This is a genomic window from Helicobacter hepaticus ATCC 51449, from assembly GCF_000007905.1.
Lineage (GTDB): Bacteria > Campylobacterota > Campylobacteria > Campylobacterales > Helicobacteraceae > Helicobacter_C > Helicobacter_C hepaticus.
In genome coordinates, this window is record NC_004917.1 from 1515139 (window position 1) to 1533114 (window position 17976).

The 17976-nt window shown below is 36.2% G+C and carries 17 protein-coding genes; all 17 read right to left on the minus strand.

Annotated features, from left to right (window positions below; all coding sequences use genetic code 11):
• Positions 1-10 precede the first annotated feature (10 nt).
• The 17 genes from HH_RS07675 to HH_RS07755 all read right to left on the minus strand — a co-directional run bounded on the left by HH_RS07675 (position 11) and on the right by HH_RS07755 (position 17863).
• Positions 11-823: a HesA/MoeB/ThiF family protein gene (locus HH_RS07675; protein WP_011116428.1), complete on the minus strand. Its 813-nt coding sequence runs from the start codon at positions 821-823 to the stop codon at positions 11-13.
• Entirely contained in the window at positions 823-3192 is a 2370-nt protein-coding gene (locus HH_RS07680; protein ID WP_011116429.1) for a tetratricopeptide repeat protein, read from the minus strand. Before HH_RS07680 ends, HH_RS07675 begins: the two co-directional genes overlap by 1 nt.
• A gap of 39 nt (positions 3193-3231) precedes the next feature.
• On the minus strand, positions 3232-4710 hold the full coding sequence (nuoN, locus tag HH_RS07685; protein WP_011116430.1) for an NADH-quinone oxidoreductase subunit NuoN: 1479 nt from the start codon (positions 4708-4710) through the stop codon (positions 3232-3234).
• 1 nt (position 4711) lies between these two features.
• Positions 4712-6289, minus strand: coding sequence for an NADH-quinone oxidoreductase subunit M (locus tag HH_RS07690; RefSeq protein ID WP_011116431.1), 1578 nt, complete (start codon positions 6287-6289; stop codon positions 4712-4714).
• Complete coding sequence (gene nuoL / locus HH_RS07695; protein WP_011116432.1) at positions 6286-8163, minus strand: NADH-quinone oxidoreductase subunit L; 1878 nt, start codon at positions 8161-8163, stop codon at positions 6286-6288. Before nuoL ends, HH_RS07690 begins: the two co-directional genes overlap by 4 nt.
• Positions 8164-8165: 2 nt before the next feature.
• A complete protein-coding gene (nuoK, locus tag HH_RS07700) occupies positions 8166-8468 on the minus strand; it encodes an NADH-quinone oxidoreductase subunit NuoK (protein ID WP_011116433.1) in 303 nt (100 codons plus the stop codon).
• A complete protein-coding gene (locus HH_RS07705; RefSeq protein WP_011116434.1) occupies positions 8465-8986 on the minus strand; it encodes an NADH-quinone oxidoreductase subunit J in 522 nt (173 codons plus the stop codon). Before HH_RS07705 ends, nuoK begins: the two co-directional genes overlap by 4 nt.
• Positions 8979-9617 carry an NADH-quinone oxidoreductase subunit NuoI gene (gene nuoI, locus HH_RS07710; protein ID WP_011116435.1) on the minus strand — a complete coding sequence of 213 codons (639 nt, stop codon included), beginning with the start codon at positions 9615-9617 and terminating at the stop codon, positions 8979-8981. The genes HH_RS07705 and nuoI overlap by 8 nt, the downstream gene beginning before the upstream one ends.
• Positions 9618-9625: 8 nt before the next feature.
• Complete coding sequence (gene nuoH, locus HH_RS07715) at positions 9626-10624, minus strand: NADH-quinone oxidoreductase subunit NuoH (protein WP_011116436.1); 999 nt, start codon at positions 10622-10624, stop codon at positions 9626-9628.
• The gene (locus HH_RS07720; RefSeq protein WP_011116437.1) at positions 10621-13095 is read right to left on the minus strand and encodes an NADH-quinone oxidoreductase subunit G; all 2475 of its coding nucleotides are present in this window, start codon (positions 13093-13095) and stop codon (positions 10621-10623) included. The genes nuoH and HH_RS07720 overlap by 4 nt, the downstream gene beginning before the upstream one ends.
• A complete protein-coding gene (locus HH_RS07725) occupies positions 13092-13904 on the minus strand; it encodes a hypothetical protein (RefSeq protein ID WP_011116438.1) in 813 nt (270 codons plus the stop codon). The genes HH_RS07720 and HH_RS07725 overlap by 4 nt, the downstream gene beginning before the upstream one ends.
• On the minus strand, positions 13901-14131 hold the full coding sequence (locus HH_RS07730; protein ID WP_011116439.1) for an NADH-ubiquinone oxidoreductase subunit E family protein: 231 nt from the start codon (positions 14129-14131) through the stop codon (positions 13901-13903). Before HH_RS07730 ends, HH_RS07725 begins: the two co-directional genes overlap by 4 nt.
• A 9-nt stretch (positions 14132-14140) precedes the next feature.
• Entirely contained in the window at positions 14141-15370 is a 1230-nt protein-coding gene (gene nuoD, locus HH_RS07735) for an NADH dehydrogenase (quinone) subunit D (protein ID WP_011116440.1), read from the minus strand.
• Positions 15367-16110 carry an NADH-quinone oxidoreductase subunit C gene (locus tag HH_RS07740; protein WP_011116441.1) on the minus strand — a complete coding sequence of 248 codons (744 nt, stop codon included), beginning with the start codon at positions 16108-16110 and terminating at the stop codon, positions 15367-15369. Before HH_RS07740 ends, nuoD begins: the two co-directional genes overlap by 4 nt.
• A gap of 13 nt (positions 16111-16123) precedes the next feature.
• Positions 16124-16633 (minus strand): NuoB/complex I 20 kDa subunit family protein, encoded by a 510-nt coding sequence (locus tag HH_RS07745; protein WP_011116442.1) that lies wholly within the window; start codon positions 16631-16633, stop codon positions 16124-16126.
• Entirely contained in the window at positions 16615-17019 is a 405-nt protein-coding gene (locus tag HH_RS07750; RefSeq protein WP_011116443.1) for an NAD(P)H-quinone oxidoreductase subunit 3, read from the minus strand. The genes HH_RS07745 and HH_RS07750 overlap by 19 nt, the downstream gene beginning before the upstream one ends.
• Before the next feature lie 127 nt (positions 17020-17146).
• Positions 17147-17863: a YebC/PmpR family DNA-binding transcriptional regulator gene (locus HH_RS07755; protein WP_011116444.1), complete on the minus strand. Its 717-nt coding sequence runs from the start codon at positions 17861-17863 to the stop codon at positions 17147-17149.
• Positions 17864-17976: the final 113 nt, after the last annotated feature.

Sequence of the window (17976 nt, forward strand, 5' to 3'; positions counted from 1 at the left end):
TCAATATACCTTATCTAAAGAGTTTGATTTCGCACGTAGGATTTGCATATTCTTGAAGCTGTGTGATACCCTCATTTCCACATACACGACATTTTGGATTTTTTTTGAGCTTGATTTTGCGAAAATTCATCGTAGTAGCATCAAAACTTAGGAGCTGATTATAAAGAGGTTGTCCTATGCCTGTGATGATTTTAAGCACTTCGGCGGCTTGGATTGTGCCAAGCATTCCCGCAATTGCTCCAAATACTCCTGCACTTGCACAATTTGGCACGCTCCCTTCCGGCGGTGGGCTATCAAATATGCAGGCATAGCAAGCACTCTCTTTTGGCTTTATGCTCATACTTTGCCCACTAAAGCGCAAAATACCTCCGTGTGAATAAGGTTTATTGAGTAATACGCACGCATCGTTAATAAGGAATTTTGTAGCAAAATTATCAGTGCCATCAACAATAACATCATAGAGGGAGAGAATCTCAAGTGCATTATGCGCTTCAAGCATAGTAAAATGGGGAGTGAGTGTGATTTCCGGGTTGAGTGCGGAGAGTTTAGCCATAGCAGATTCTATCTTTGGTGTGCTCACTTCTGCAGTAGTGTGAAGAATCTGCCTTTGTAAATTACTTAAATCTACATTGTCTCCATCAATAATGCCTATCTCTCCCACTCCTGCTGCTGCGAGATAAAATGCCACAGGTGAGCCAAGCCCTCCTGCGCCAACAATTAACACTTTAGATTTTAAAATTTTCTCTTGTCCCTTGAATCCGCATTCTTTCAAACTAAAATGCCGTGCATAGCGCCTTAGCTGCTCTTGCGTAAAATTATACATTAAGGATTGCCTTTGAGAATATCAAGTGCTTGAACACAAAGGTTTTTCCAAGCGCCCTCATAGGGGATAGCAGTGCATTGTTCAAATGTGCTTTGTGCATCTTTTTGCAGGGTTTTAAGAAGTGAGCCTTTAAGGTATAAAGCCTTTTGTTTATTATCGTTATTTATATCTTTTTTAAGTAGATTATCAAGCACGGAAATAGCTTCATCTGCGCGTTGTGTGCGTATATAGCTTTGTGCTAGAGCAAAATCCACATAAGGAGAATCGGCAGTATTTTGAGTGAGACCTTGCAGACGTAAAATATCTTTAGCATAAATTTCAATACCCAACTCATCTTTTTCTGATTCTGCATTTTTAAGCAGACTAAGATTCACGGCAAACATTTGCGGGCTGTCTTTTTGATACTCTTTTAAAAATGCATAAGTTTTGAGCGCACCCTCTTTGTCATTAAGGTTTGTAAGCGCATCAAAAAGTATAAATGCTACATCATAATATTTTGTATTTTTTAGATTTTTTGCAAGTTCTAGAGCGTCTCTTCCTGCAAGTGCTGTGCTTTTAGAATCTCCAAGTTTAGCAAAATTAAGTGTATCGCGATAGAGCCATTCAAGCTTTAATGCAAGCTCATTACTCTCTTGTGCCATATTTGCAGATACTTGAGCTGCCTCTTTATTGAGTGCAAGAGAATAAAGACAATCAAAGAGTGGCATTTTTTCTTGTGGTTGCAACGAGGCTTGTGGATATTTGAGATAATAGCTTGTGGCTTGTTTGCAATCATTATCTTTGAGGCTTTTGTGAAGTAACTCGGCATAAGTTTGTGCAATGAGTGCATTGTCTTTGAGTATATCTTTGAGTGCTAAAACTTCTTGATATTTACCCTCATCAAAGAGTGTTTGAGCTTTTAATTCAAGTGCTTTTTCTTGCTCAGGTGTATTCGCATAATTTTCAATAATATAGTCATATTTTTCAATTTTGGCATCTGCACTTTCATCTTCTGCAAGGGCAAAAAGAAGCTTATCATCTCTTTCTTTGATTTCTTCTGTTTTAGGGCGATGTTCAAACTCTTGAAGAAAAATTTTATTGATTCTATGGGCATCTTGGGTTGCATTGGCAGCTTGATACCAAAGACTTACATTATCAAGCAAATCTTCTTTAGATATATCATCATTTAAAAGATTATTATAGAGATATTCACCAAGCTCGGCAGCTATGAGATAAAGCTGCTCTTCGGCTAGGAATTTTAAAAATTCGTAGTTTTTGATAGGATACCTGATAATATAGCTTGGATTGACTTTTACCATTGTTTCAAGAAGCTTTTTGGCTTGTTCTTTGTCGTGATTATGTAAGCGAAATTTACTCCACTCAATCGCTACTGCACTTGCACTATCAAGGTCTTTGGCTTCTTGATAGGCTTGAGCAAAAAGTTTAGAAGCAATATTTGCATCAGCTCCTGTATTAAAATTTTTAGCGAGTGCCATTTTAGCAAGGGGCATATAACGCGAATTTGGATATTCACTAATGGTTCTATCAAAATAATATTTTGCTTCTTGAGGGATACGCATATCTGCATAGGCATTGCCAAGATAATAAAGCACTTCAGGGACATTAGCATCTGTGGGATATTTCTTAATCCATTTTGTTCCCATATCCACAATCATATCACTATTTTCTACAGAATCAAATGATTCTAAAGCTCTTAGTCTAAAGAGCAGTAAATCTTTTGCAAAAATAGTTTTTGGATACCCAATGAGCGTTTCGTCAATAAGTTTTACAGCTTCAATATAATTTTGATTGTTCATCAGCGTTTTAATTTGGCTATAAGTTACAAAATCTTCACCCTCATCATAATATAAAGGACCTCTATTAATATCAATATCATTAAAAAATAACTCTTTATTTTTGATGATTTTAATAGGGAAATTCAGCCCTCGCGGCTTATCTTGATTAGTATAATCATTAAGAAAAGGTATTTCATTTTTATAACCAATAATTTGCCACGATAAACTTTTGCTTGGCTGCTCTTTTGTAATGAGATTGTGTTTTTTTAAATCGCTTGGTGTCGCAAAAAGCTTGATTTTATGTTTTGGCTCAACATAGAGATAGAATCTGCCATCAATAACGCGACTCCAAAAACGAAAAAAAAGTGTTTCTGTGGGAGAGAAGCTTGCAACAGGTGTGCGCTCTAATGTGCAAACGATATAAGTAACCTCATCTTGTGTATTTTTATTTTCAGAACAGCTAAGGGGTTCTTTATGGATAATATTAAGCACAGAGAAATGCTCTTTTGCTTCTTTTCCATAATTAATGGTAACATCAAGCCCAGCAGCATAAAAGGGCAGAAAAAATGCTAAAGCCACCATAAACCTTCGCACACACACTCCTAAAGTGGCTTAAAGCGAGGGGCTAAACCACTATTTCAAAATATATTTTTCGATAATCTCAAGCAAATTTTGGACCATAAATAAACAAGCTACACTGACAAAAGCAGTGATACTGAGAGCAAATTTGCTTGAAAGTTCAAGAGATGATTGGGAATCTTTTATCTCATAAGGCTCTTTGGCAAAGATATAAATAACAAGTTTGAGATAATAAAATCCTGCAATGATGCTATTTATTGCCATAATAAGTGCGAGAATAGTGTAATTAGCGCTAATGGCACTTTGCATAAGATACATTTTTCCCCAAAAAACGCAAAAAGGAGGAATACCAGCAAGAGCAAACATAAATAAAGTAAGTAAAATAGCGAGTGTAGGATTAGTTTTTATCATACCGCTAAATTTTTCAAAAGGGTGGCTTATTTGTGTCTGATAATTTTTTTTGCAATCTACACTCAACCATAGAATCCCAAATGCCCCAATATTGGCAAAAAGAAATAAAAACCAATAGAAAAATATAACACTATGAGATTGTGGAGTGTTAATCAAAACAGCAGCAAGCACAAAGCCAGAATGAGAAATTGAGCTATATGCAAGCATACGCTTCACATCTTTTTGGGTAAGGGCTATGAGGTTGGGTATAGTCATTGTGAGCACTACGATTACATAAAGAGTATATTCAACAAAGGCACTATGAGAATCTATAAATACACTAAAGATTCGTATTATTACTGCAAAAGTGACGATTTTTGGCACAATGGCAATAAATGCTGCAAGAAGCGCGTTTGAACCTTCATATACATCTGGTCCCCACGAGTGAAAAGGCACAAGAGTAACCTTAAAGCCCAATGCACAAAGGAGAAAAACAAAACCTGCAAATACAAGAATTGAGGGCTGATAAGATTGTTGGTGGAGAAAAGTTGCAATACTTATTATATCTACACTTCCGGTGGCAGCATAAAGAAGCATTGCTCCAAAGGCATAAAATGTAGTGGCTAAAGCACCCATTATAAAATATTTAATTGAAGCTTCAAATGCACTTTTTTGATTATGAAGTGCAATAAGTGCATATAGACATAAAGAGGCAGTTTCTAGCCCTAAGAGGATAAGAATCAGATTCTGACTTGATGCCATAAAGGCAAATCCTGCAATACTAAATAAAAGAAGGGCATAAAATTCAGCCCCTTGTGTTTCGGGCAAGTTATTTTGATTCATAAAAAAGAGTAAGAGCACAAATGTTGCAAGAAGCATAATAATCTGCGTTAAAAGCGAGATACCATCAACAAGTAAGAGGTTAAAAAAGCCAAATTGACGTATGGGGTTACCCTCAAGGAATAAAAAACCAAGGTTTAAAACAACAAAAAGCATACTGATGGTGATATAGAGGTCGCGTGATTTTGTTTTGTTAAACACGCCAACACCAAGTAAAATAATTCCACCAAAAAGCGAAATACACATAGGTATAAGGAGTTGCAAATTAAGTTGGTTTAATGAAAAGCTCATAGATTCTGGCATATTAATCTCCTATTTTTGGGATAATAAGCACCCCTTCATCATCAAAATCTTGAGGTAGTTCGAGAGGTGGATAGGCAAAATCCTCTGGGGTATTGACAGGGGTATTAGGGCTGGATTCTGAAATTTTAAGCCCAATAGTTTGAGAAAGCATTTCTGCACTTGTGCTAATGGGATTAAGCAAGGGTTTTGGATACACACCAAGCCATACAATAAGGATTACCACGGGTATAAAAACAACTTTTTCTCTTGAATTTAAATCTTTTAAATTTATAAATTTGGGTAGAGCAGCACCAAAAAAAACTTTTTTAAAGCACACTAACATATAAATAGCACCGACAAAAAAACTACTTCCTGCCAGGAAAGCCATAATGGGATTGACTTGGAAAAAACCATAGAGACAAAGCACTTCACCTACAAAACCCATTGTAAGAGGTAACCCTAAAGAACACATCATTACGATGCCAAAAATAGTGCTAAATTGTGGCATTGAATGAGCTAAGCCTTGCACCTGTTCTATTTGTCTTGTTTGCACACGTTCATAAAATACGCCTATGAGCAAAAAGAGTGCAGCTACAACTACGCCGTGAGATACCATAAAAAATACTGCTCCACTTAATCCTTCTGTGTTGAGTGAAAAAATGCCAAGCACAATAATTCCCATATGTGAAATAGAGCCATAAGCAAGGAGAGTTTTTATATCTTTTTGTGCGTAAGCAAGCATTGCGCCATAAATAACCATAAATATGCATAGTATACTTATAAAAATGCTAATATTATTACTTGTATCGGGAAAAAGAGGTAATACAAAACGCAAGAGCGCGTAAGTCCCCATTTTGCTTAATACACCAGAAAGCAGGGCAGAGCCAATAATGGGTGCTTGAGTATAAGCGTATGGTTGCCACGAATGAAGTGGAAAGAGTGGAATCTTTACTGCGGTGCCGATGAAAAAGGCAACAAAAAGCCATTTTTGTATATCTGTATCAAGCGAAAGTTGATACCAATCAATAAGGCTAAAACTCCATACACCCATAATAAGTGAATATTGATAGGCATAATATAAGATTCCCACAAGCATAATGAGTGAAGCCCCAAAGGTGTAGAGAAAATATTTGATTGAGGCATAGATTTTGTTTTCACCGCCCCAAACACCGAGTATATAAAGCACGGGTAAAAGTGAAAGTTCCCAAAAAATATAAAATAGTATTACATCAAGTGCGCTAAATACTCCCATTACAATGCTTTCAAGGAATAATACTGAGATAACAAGAGAAGTCTTAATGTATTTAAAAAAGTAAAGTGCAAGAAGTGTAATAAGAGCATTAAGAGCAAGGAGAAAAAGTGAAATACCATCAACACCTACATAATAACTTATGCCATAAGAGGCAATAAGTTCATAGCGTGTAAAAAACTGAATCCCTCCGTAATTAACATTGAATTCGCTCCAAAGCAGAATGATAAAAAGTAATTCAAGGGCAGAAGCAATGATGGCAAAAATGCGACTATTTTCACCTTTGAGCACATATAAAAGCAGCGCGGCAAATGCTGGAAAAAAGATAACAATATTTAAAAGATAATTCATAACTGCCTCCACATAAAATAAACACCACACACAAGCAACAAAATACAAAGTCCTGCAGCCATAAGACGCAACATACGTGTAAGTGAGCCATTTTGGTATGATGAAAGTTTAGCACCTAGTGTTTTTGTATAATGTGTTAAAGAATCTATAAATACATCAATGCAACCAAGCTCAATTTTTTGCCATAGGAAGTGAGCGCATTTTTCATAAGGTTTGATAAGTATTATTTCATAGAGTTTGGGGATATAATAGTGATTACTTAAAATTTTATATATAAAAGTGCTCTCCCAAAAAGATGAGAATCCTCCTCTAGCGTATTTAACAATACTAAAGAGTGCTACAAGGCAAACAAATCCTAGTGTTCCGCCAATAAGAAGAATATGTGTTTGATGAGGAATAGAAAGCGTTACGGGAGGCAAAAAGTTGCTTAAGAAATGTTCAAGCACTTCACCCATTCCACCAATAATGGCTAAAACTGCTAAAGGAAGCATAGAGAGAAGCATATAAGGATAAGCTTCGTGGGGATTATCGTGATGTCTTTTTGGAACAAAAAATACAAGCATAAGAAGCCTAAAACTATAAAATGCCGTGAATAAAGCACTCACAAAGAGTGTAGTCCATATGAAAAGATGATTGCTAAAAGCGACTTCTAAAATTAAATCTTTAGAGAAAAAGCCCGCAAAGGGATAGATTCCTGCAAGAGCTACCGAAGCAATGCTCATCATAAGCATTGTCCAGCGCAGAGGTTTATGTAAGGCACCCATTTTGCTAATATCAAGTTTGTCATTCATAGCGTGCATTACATTTCCTGCTCCAAGGAAGAGTAAGGCTTTGAAAAATGCGTGTGTAATAAGGTGAAAAAGTGCTATCCAATATGCTCCAAGTCCAGCAGCTACGAACATATATCCAAGTTGTGAGAGCGTAGAATAGGCAATAATACGCTTTAGATCCTTATTGACAAGTGCCATACTTGCGCCAAAAAATGCTACGAATGCTCCAAGTGAGGCAATAAAGAAACCTACATCGGGTATCATTTGATAAAGCGGGTGAGCACGCACCACTAAATATACACCAGCAGTTACCATAGTTGCTGCGTGTATGAGAGCTGATACAGGCGTTGGTCCTTCCATTGCATCAGCAAGCCAAGTGTGAAAGGGAAATTGTGCAGATTTACCCATAGCCCCTACAAAAAGTAATGCACCGATCCAAAGCAATATGCTCATATCAAAGTTATTTGATGCTAAGGATAAAAACACTTCTTCATATTTCAAACTTTCGCAATGATAAGCAATAAGGAATATGCCAATAATCAAAGCAAGGTCGGCAATTCTATTTGCTACAAATGCTTCAATGGAGGCAAAATTTGCTTTAGGGCGTTCATACCAGAATCCTACGAGCAAATAAGAACATAATCCTACCCCCTCCCAACCAGCAAAAAGTCCAAGAAAGTTATCGCTCATCACAAGGAGCATCATTGAAAATACAAAGGCACTTAGATAGCTAAAATAGCGGTTAAATCCTGCATCGTGTTTCATATAGCCAATAGAATAAATATGCACCATTGCGGATACAAGACTTACAACAACCATCATACTTACGCTAATGGTATCAATCATAAAGCCAAATGAGCTATAAAAACTGCCTGCTTCAATCCAATCTAAAAAATCAATATGAATTACCACATTAGAGCTATATATTTCCAAAAAAAGAACACAAGAAGCTAATAGAGAGAAAAAAAGCAATATTGTAGGGATAAGACCCGCAAATAAACACTTTTTTTTATGTCCAAACAAAGCGGCAAAAAATGCTCCAATAAGGGGTGCAAATAACGCAATGTATACCATTTGAATAAGCATTTCACTTGAGAATCTCATATTTATCCTTTAAGATTTTGAAGTGTGGTAATATCAAGCGTGCGATGCTTTTTATACCAAATAACAACAAGCCCTAATCCCACGGCAATTTCTGATGCTGCAATAGCAATAATAAAGAGCGCAAAAATCTCGCCATTTAAATCATTGAGATATGAACCTATGGCAACAAAACCAATATTAATGGCATTGAGTAAGATTTCGGTTGAAAAAAACAGCATTAGGATATTGCTTCGTCTTAAAATGCCAAAAAGTCCTATGCAAAAAAGTATCACACACAACAATAAATAATGATTAAGACTAATCATTGCTCACTCCTTTTAATGCTTAATATAATCCCAACAACCATTGCTACAAGTAGCATAAATGCCGCAATTTCAAATGGAATGAGATATTTAGTAAAGATGATATAGCCAATCATTTGGATATTATTCATTTCTGCAATATTAAGTAGATTTTGAGAATCTGCTACTGCTTCAAGATTGCTTCCAAGTAAGGGCATACCAAATATACATACAAGCACTACTGCTATGCCAAAGCATAATATGCAAACTACCCATTCATTTTTGTAAGATTCTATAATGTCTTTAGAAGTGTCAAAAAACATCATTGCAAATGCATAAAGTGCTACAACAGAGCCACTATATACAATAATTTGCACCACGCCCAAAAATTCTGCATCAAGCACAAAGAATATTCCAGAAATGAAAATCATTCCACTTGCAAGAGCTGTCATTGCATAGAGAATGCGCTTTGAGGTAACTACAATAAGAAAACTTACAATACATAATGTGCTAAAAAGATAAAATGCAATTGTTTCAAACATTTGTGTTCTCCTGTGGCGCAGATTCTGAAAGCATATTTTGAGAATCTTGCGTGCAATAACTCAAAGGTGTTGTTTTCACGCGCTCATCAGCATTAACAGAGATAGAGCCAAATCCACCAAATTCAAGGAGTGAAGATTTATGCTCTAGGAGTTGGGGTTTAAAGCCAAAAAAAGCTCTTTGTGTGCTTGCATTTTCAACCAAATCTCCGTGCACAATAGCAAGTTCAGGACAAACTTCAGCACAAAGCCCACAATAAATACAGCGTCCAAAATTAATACTATAATTGAGAATCTTTTTGCGCCCATCTTCTCCCTTATCAGTAATAATGCGAATGCAATTGCTTGTGCAGATTTTTTCGCATAATCCACAACCAATGCAACGTTCATTTTCGGATTCCAAAAGGCGTTGAAGTTTATGAATAGCCCTATATCTTGGGCTTAGAGGAGCACTTTCGAGAGGATAATGTATAGTAACTTTTGGCGAAAAAAATGCTCCAAGTGCAGTTTTTAACCCACTAAATAAATCAAGACTAAAACTTGTTTTGAGTGTAATGATTACACGTGCAAGGAAAGATTGTTTGTCGCGATTAATGCGCGGAGTTAAAAGACGATAATCATTATGCAATTTCATTTGTTCTCCTAGAATAGTAAAATACAGCCTGTGATAAGCACATTAAGCAATGCAAGAGGCAGCATAATTTTCCAGCACATACGCATAAGTTGGTCTGGTCGGACATGAGGAAAAGTAGCTCTTACCCACATAAATAAGAAAATAAAGAAGCATACTTTAAGCAAAATAGCAATTCCACCGGGGATAAAGCCCCAATCATTGAAGCCGCCGCAGAAAACAAGGCTTAAGATAAAGGCGGTGGCAAACATATTAGCATATTCTCCAATAAAGAACATACCCCATTTTAAACCACTATACTCTGTCGCAAATCCTGCAGTAAGTTCGGCTTCGTGTTCAAGCAGGTCAAAAGGTGTGCGGTTAAGCTCTACATAGGCTGCAATAATGAATAAGCCAAAGGCAAGAGGTTGTTTGAAAATAAGCCAATCAAGCATACTTCCTTGTTGATAATTGTTAATATCTATGAGTGAGAGAGATTCTATAATCATAAGGGGTGCAAGGAGTGAGAGTATAGTGATAACTTCAAAGCTTAAAAATTGTATAGCAGCTCTAGCTCCACCAATGAGAGACCATTTATTCCCTGAGCTTAAGCCAGCAAGAAGCGGAGCATAAATACCACAAGAACTTACCGCAAGCACAAAGAGAATCCCTACATTAATATCAGCGATGATTGGGCGGACAACATAGCCAAAAATTTCAAATTCAGGAAAGAAAGGTATAGGTGCCATAGCAATAAATGCAGTGATAGCAGCAATTGATGGTGCAAGAATAAAAATAGGTTTAATGGCATTTTGAGGGATAATATCTTCTTTGGCAAAGAGTTTGATTCCATCGGCAACCACTTGCAATAAACCATAAGGTCCTACATAGTTTGGTCCGATGCGTCTTTGAAAGAATCCAAGCACCTTGCGTTCTAAATAAGTCCCAAAACCTGCAAGTGCAGAGAATATGAGCAAGACAACAATAATTTTTAATATGCATTCAATAATGCCCCCTGTTAATTCGCTCATACTTGCTCCTTATGTAAAATATGCACATTAGCCCATTGATTTGAAGAAAAAATCTTATCTGCACCACGAAGCATAGGGTTTATAAGGAAATAGGGCTCATTGAGGTGATAATCAATAAATACAGCTCCACTTATATTGTATTGGGAATCTGAAAGCGTTATATGTTCTCCTTCATTTAGTCCAAGTTCTTGAAAGAAAGCGGGGCTCACGTAAATACCTACTTTGTTTTGGAGATGTCTGCTCATAGCCGTATAAGTATTAAATTGTGAGGGAGAGTGCAACATATAGGCATTATAAGTTTTGTATGTAGGAAGTGTGAGCGTGTGAGAATCTTCAGGTGCAAGAGGTGTGAGGGCAAGATTTTTAAAGCGGTAGCCACGCATATTCGTGCCATCATTTAAAAATTTATTTTCAAAATCATCAAATTCACACCCACAAATAAGACTTGTATAGTCAATAAGGTAATCACCTTTCATATTAAAGGCTTTGGCAATATCACTTAAGTCATAGCCCACAAAAGGAAGAGCAGGTTTAAGAGGTAAGATTCTACAATCAATGTTTGTATAAGTGCCCTCCATTTGGTTAAGTGCAGGAAGGATAAAATGGGGTATGTTATCTGACACAGGTGTTTTATGAAGTTCATCATCTGTAATAAAATTAGATTCACAGACAAAATCTCCCTTATCACGGAAGCCGATAGTAAAATCTGCATTTTGCACAGGGCTTAAATCACAAATCATTGCCAAACCTAGTGCATTAGCGAATGGCGGGATAAGAAGCACTTTAATTACGTTGTTATGCTCCAAGATGCCAAGTATTTGTGCAAGAATCCTAGATTCTGTATGTTGGTATATATCAGAGCCAAGTATGAGGAGGGGTGGTGTTTTAAGAATGTCTTTTAAAGCAATGAAATGTTCTGTATTTATATGCGCATCAAGAAGGGCTTGATATACACTTTCTTCTTGTATATCCTCAATGGTTTCTGTAATTTCTTGACTCACTTCCTCGCCTGTTTCATTCGTTGTTGTGATAGTCTTTTTTACTTCTTTATTGATGGTTTTTTTAATTGTATGCTTACTTTGCAAAAGGGGTTTTAAAATATCAATGAGTTCTGTATTTTCTGCTTGTATTCTTTGCTCCTCTAGTGCCGCAAGAGCAATGCTTCCAACAGCTATTCCTAGTGCATCAGGGTGATAGGTAATAGTTGTTAGGTTTTTGCTTAAAGATTGAATGAGGCTATCATTAAGCGAATGCATATAAACTGCCTGTGAGCCTTTAACAAGCTTTAATTTATTATTAAGCATATATCGTAATGTTGGCACTTGATAATTGATAGCACTTCCTAATACAATTACAGATTGAGATTGTTTAAAATTATCAAGGTGATTTAGTGTGGTTTTTTGGGCATATGTGAGAAAGGTATTAATGAAATTTTTAAAATATAAGGCTTCTTGATTGTGAAGACGAAGTTGCAACGATTTTGCAAGATGATTAAGCACAAATGCTTCTTCATTGGTTGTTTGGTTGCCGACATTAATAGCTTGAGCTTTTTTAAATGCTTCAATAGCAGATTCTAGATTCTGTGTAGGATTAGTGCTAGAAGTAATATCATAAGCATATCGTCCAGCCCCACAAATAGGATTAAAATAAAAATCATTTTTTACTCGGTAGATGTGAGGTGTCCCAAGTGTATCATTATGGCGAATTTCGTAGGTAATTTTACATCCCATAGCGCAGTGGATACAAGTAGATTCTACCTTTTCAAGCTCCCACGCATTTGCTTTGTATTTGAAATCATTTGTGCTTAAAGCACCAACAGGGCATACACTGATACATTCTCCACAATCAAAACAAGGCGTATCGCCTACAAACTCAATAAGCGCTTTTTGTTTTCTTGACCATACGCTTAGAGCATCTTTTGGCATTTTTTCTTTCCATAATGCGGTATCTAATGGTTCTAAATCTGCCTTTTGCGCTTTAAGATTTGCTTCGCCTAAATTATCTTTACAAGTTGTTGCACAACGCTCACACATAATACACAAATTAGGGTCATATACAGCTTTTGCCCACGATTTATGTGGTTTATTGCTTTCTTTTATGCTGTAATGTTGGTTTGTAACGTTCATTTTAAGCGTATAATTTTGCAATTCACATTCTCCGCTTTTATCGCATACACCGCATTGAAGCGGGTGATTGACATCATAGCTTTGCATAATAGCGTTGCGTTCTTCATTGATTTCAGGTGTATGTGTAAGGATATTCATACCTTCTTTGGCTTTGGTATTACAAGAATAATTACGTTTGCCATCAATATCTACCATACAAAGTTTGCAAGCCATTGTTGGAGAACAGCCTGAAAGGTAGCAAATTGCAGGGATTTCAATCCCTTCTCTACGTGCTATTTGCAAGATGCTTTCACCCTCAACACAAGAGACACTTTGATGATTGATTGTGATAGTAATTTTGCTCATAATATTACCTCTACTTTTTTGTAAGGATAGCCCATATCTTGAGTTTTTGGCATATATAAAAGTGCGATTGTTCCTTTTAAAGTGCTATCATATTCACAGCTTGTAGGAATCTGTTGAGATTCAAATTTAAGCACAACTTTTTGCTGGTTGTTAAGTTTGAGTGTAGGCGCAAAAAGCGGTGGAGTCTTGAGAATGGGCGTTGATGTATCGGAGGGAAGAATATAAATAAAATGTCCATTTGATTCTGGCAGCTCTTCACATAGACTTAGTGATGTATGTTCCATATGTGAATTATAGGGCATAATGGAGTTTGCAAGTTGAGGTATAATAAAATCTATTTTATTTGTTTTCCCAAGTGTGCCTAGAACTAGGGCAATATCTTGTGCGCGTGGGTGCATAGCTAATTCTGCTCCTAAGACAATACCAAGAGGTTGAGAGCACGTGTGCATAAGATCTTTTATTTCTTCTAATTCTTCTTCTGAAAGATTAGTTTCTGAAGAGAGAAAACCTATATCAATATTTTCAAGTTCAGTTATTTGATTATTTTTTATATCAAGCACGGGAGCAAGCGTGTATGCTAAAAGCCATACCACACCAAATTCTGTGCCAATCTCATAACGCAATGTGCGAGATTGTGATGATGGGTTAAAAGGCGCAAAAAGTGGGTGTAAAATAAAAAGTGGTGTATTTGGATTTTTAAGCGGCTCTTGCCATAAATAGCCAAAACTAAGCAGTAATGTGTAATTTGACACATCTGTTTTAATAGGCTTTTGAGAAATATTTGCAATGAGTTGAGCAAAAGTATTCATTGTTTGTTCCTTTTTACTACAATACTCCAATCTACTTCATTAAAGCGCAAACTATTAAGAAGATCATATCCGCGATTTAAAATACAATCAATAGCTTTTTGAACATTACTAAAATCCCGCACTTCAAAGAGAAAAATTGCTACCTCTCCATAAGGGAGATCTTCACATAACTCATTCATTCTTTGTTCAAAATTATCAGCAAGATGGCGTAAGTCATATCGTCTCATAGCATTCCTTTATCTATCGATTTCACCAAAAACGACATTTGTTGAAGCCAAAATTGCAGGAATATCGGCAAAATAATGCCCAATTAAAAGTTCCTGCAACACGCCTATATGATAAAAGCTTGGTGTTCGGATTTTAAGACGATGTGGAGAGGGAGCACCTTGCGAATTAATAAAGAATCCAAGCTCGCCTTTGGGAGATTCTGTTGGGACATAAACTTCACCTACAGGAGGGCGCATACCTTGTGTTACAAGCACGAAATGTTGCATAAGAGAATAGTTTTGTGTCATAATATCTTCTTTGGGAGCAGAGATATAGCGCGCATCTTTTGCCATAATTTCCTTAGGTGTGCTAGGGTACATAGCAATAAGTTGCTTAATGATTTTAAGGGATTCATAAATTTCTTCAATATAGAGTTGATAACGTGCATAACAATCACCTTCAGTGGCAATAGGGACTTCAAAATCAAGCTCTGAATAGAGTTCGTAAGGATTGTGCTTGCGTATATCCCATTTAATACCACTTCCTCTTGCCATAATCCCGCTTAAACTCCATTGTTTAGCAAAATCTTGTGAAATATATCCAACATTTTCAAGGCGAATACGCCAAATTCTATTTTTATCTAGTAATCCACGCACTAAATCAAGCGTTTTAGGCACACTATGTGTAAATTTTTCTACGCTTTCAAGGAAGTTATGTGGTAAATCAAGTGGAACACCCCCAATACGAATAGCATTATGCGTAAGTCTAGCTCCACAATAGTCTTCCATTAAATCCAAACCATATTCACGTTCAATAAAACAATATAAAAAGATAGATAGTGCACCCACATCCATACCCTGCACGCCAAGAAGAAAGATATGAGAAATAATACGATTGATTTCTAAGAGCATAGTCCGTATGACTTGCGCACGTAGAGGAATATCAACGCCTATAAGTTTTTCTACTCCAAGTGCAAAAGCATAATTATTGCTTGTTGCAGCAATATAATCAAGCCTATCAGTTGTTGGCATAAATTCATTATAAATCATATTTTCAGCCATTTTTTCTATACCACGATGAAGGTAGCCGATATCTGGTGTAGCCTTAATAATTTTTTCATTTTCTAGTTCAAGTATAAGTCTTAATTGCCCGTGCGCTGAAGGGTGTTGTGGTCCAAAATTTAGAATCATCTTATCATTTTCTTGCTCAAAAAATATATTTTCAAAATTAGGTTTGAGTTTTGTGTAATTTTGTTTCATCTGCGTTTCTCAAGCTTTTTGGTAGTTTTAAAAGATTTAATCAGTATAGGAGCTGTTTCTTCTTGATAGCGAGATTCAAAATTTATGGGAGAGAAATTTTTATCATCATCTTTGTCAATTCTTGCACTATCTCTTTGCTCTGCTCCAATGATGTCGCGATAAGATTTACCAAAAATTTTATCCACTTCATACCAAGCAGCATATTCATCGCCTTGTAAAGGATATGATTTAAGTAATGGGTGTCCTACCCAATCTTTTGGCATAATTAGTCTTTGGAGGTAGGGATGTCCATTGAAAATGATGCCAAACATATCATAGCATTCTCTTTCGCTCCAATTTGCACTTTTAAAAAGCGGTGTGAGCGAAGAAATTTGCTGTCCTTTTTTAATTTTAGTTTTAATCTTAAGACGTTTAGAGCTTGTATCCTCAAGCTTAAGAAGGAGATAAAAAAGTTCAAACTCGTTACATTCTTCTAATTTATCAATAGCACTCATTTCAGTAAGAATTTCATAGCCTAAAGAATGAAGTTCTTTAATAAGTGCAAAAATATAAGTAGATTCTACCCAAAGCGTGGCTAAATCATTTTGTATATAGCTCTCGCTAATTGGAGTAGTAATAGTATTTATTTCAGATTCAAAGCCTGTAAGCGCAAGTTTTGGAGAAGTGGGTGCAACATCAAAACGATGAGTATAATAAACACTTTTTTGAGCGTTTGTTTTAGGAGGATTCTGCCGTATCATACTTTACCTTTTGTCATATAAGTCGTTTTGGTTTAAGATGAGGTAGGGCTTTTTGCCTACGAATCTTTTGTTGAAGCACCATTATAGCATATTGCAATGTCTCTGGGCGTGGTGCACAACCGGGTAAATAAATATCCACGGGTATGATTCTATCTACACCTTGCACAGTGGCATAGGTATTAAACATTCCACCCGTATTTGCACAGCTGCCCATAGAAATAACCCATTTAGGTTCTGGCATTTGGTCATAAAGACGGCGAACAAATTCAGCGTGTTTTTTAGTAACAGTGCCTGATATAATCATTAAATCAGATTGACGAGGTGAAGCACGAAAAATTGAACCAAATCTATCAAGGTCAAAGCGACTACCACCAGTTGCCATCATTTCAATAGCACAACACGCTAAGCCGTAAGTTACTCCCCAAAGCGAATTGCTTCTGCTCCAATTAAGAAGTTTATCAACACTGCTCAAAACAATTGGTAAGCCATTGTTTTGAGTATAATTTACTTGATGCTCTGCCATGAAAATGCTCCTTTTTTCCACGCATAAATGAACCCTACAAGCAAAAAGCCGATGAAACTTAGCATTTCAAAAAATACAAAATTTCCAAGTCCGATATGTGTAAAAAGTTTAAAATCAATTGCCCAAGGCACCATAAAAATGACTTCAATATCAAAGAGGACAAACAAAAGGGCGAAAATAAAAAAGTGTGTAGAGATTCTATTTTGTTGTTTAGTGGGGGTGGGACCACACTCATAAGTAGAAAGTTTGAGTTTTTCTCTATCTTTTTTAGCGAGTTTTCTTGAAATAATGCGTTGCAGACGGAGGGTAAGAGTAAAGGCAACACAGGTTAGCACAAACAATACAAATACACCGAAGTATGGGTGTTCAAATGTAGAATGGCTCATTTTAATTCCCTTTTGTTGTAAAGCTTTAAATAACCAAATTATAATGCTAGATTCTAAAAAAAATACTTTTGGTAAAAAAATATTTTACAAATATATAAATCAGGTTACTTTTTTACCCTTAATTGACTTATTCAATGTTTGTATAAACTGCTTGGACATCATCATCATCTTCAATTTTATCAAGGAGTTTTTCAATATCTTGCATTTGTGTTTCACTTAGGCTAATGGGTGAAGTTGGGATTCTCTGTAGGGCAGCCTTAGAAATAGGAATATTCAAATGCTCAAACCCTTCACTCAAGCGTCCAAAATCTTTATAGTCTCCATAGGCAATATGATAGATTCCCTCCTCACTCTCTCTGCTTTCTAATTCCTCAAGTCCATAGTCAATAAGTGCCAATTCTAATTCTTCTATATTTTTGTCTGTGCGAAATTCAAATGCACTTTTGCGCGCAAACATAAACTCAATAGAACCATTTGTAAGGATACTTGCATTGGGGGTTTTGTTAAAATAGCTTTTAATATTTGCAATAGTTCGGGTAGGATTATCTGTTGTGCATTCAATAAAAATAAGCACACCATAAGCAGCCTTACCCTCATAAGTAATTTCGCTAAAGATTCCATCTTTACCACTAGCACGCTTAATGGCTGCGTCAATATTATCTTTTGGCATATTTTGTGCTTTAGCATTAGCAATAGCTGTACGCAGTTTGGCATTCATTGCTGGGTCTCCTCCACCTTCTTTTGCTGCAACTGTGATAGCCTTTGCAAGTTTGGGGAAAACTTTGCTCATTTTATCCCATCGTTTTTCTTTGGCTGCTCGGCGATATTCAAATGCTCGTCCCATATGGAAAATCCTTTATTTTAGAATCTAAAATATGTATTATAGCCAAAGCACAGCTTTATATGCAATGTTTTGTTCAAAGCAGTAGGGAATAGATTTGGTATACTAAAGTATCA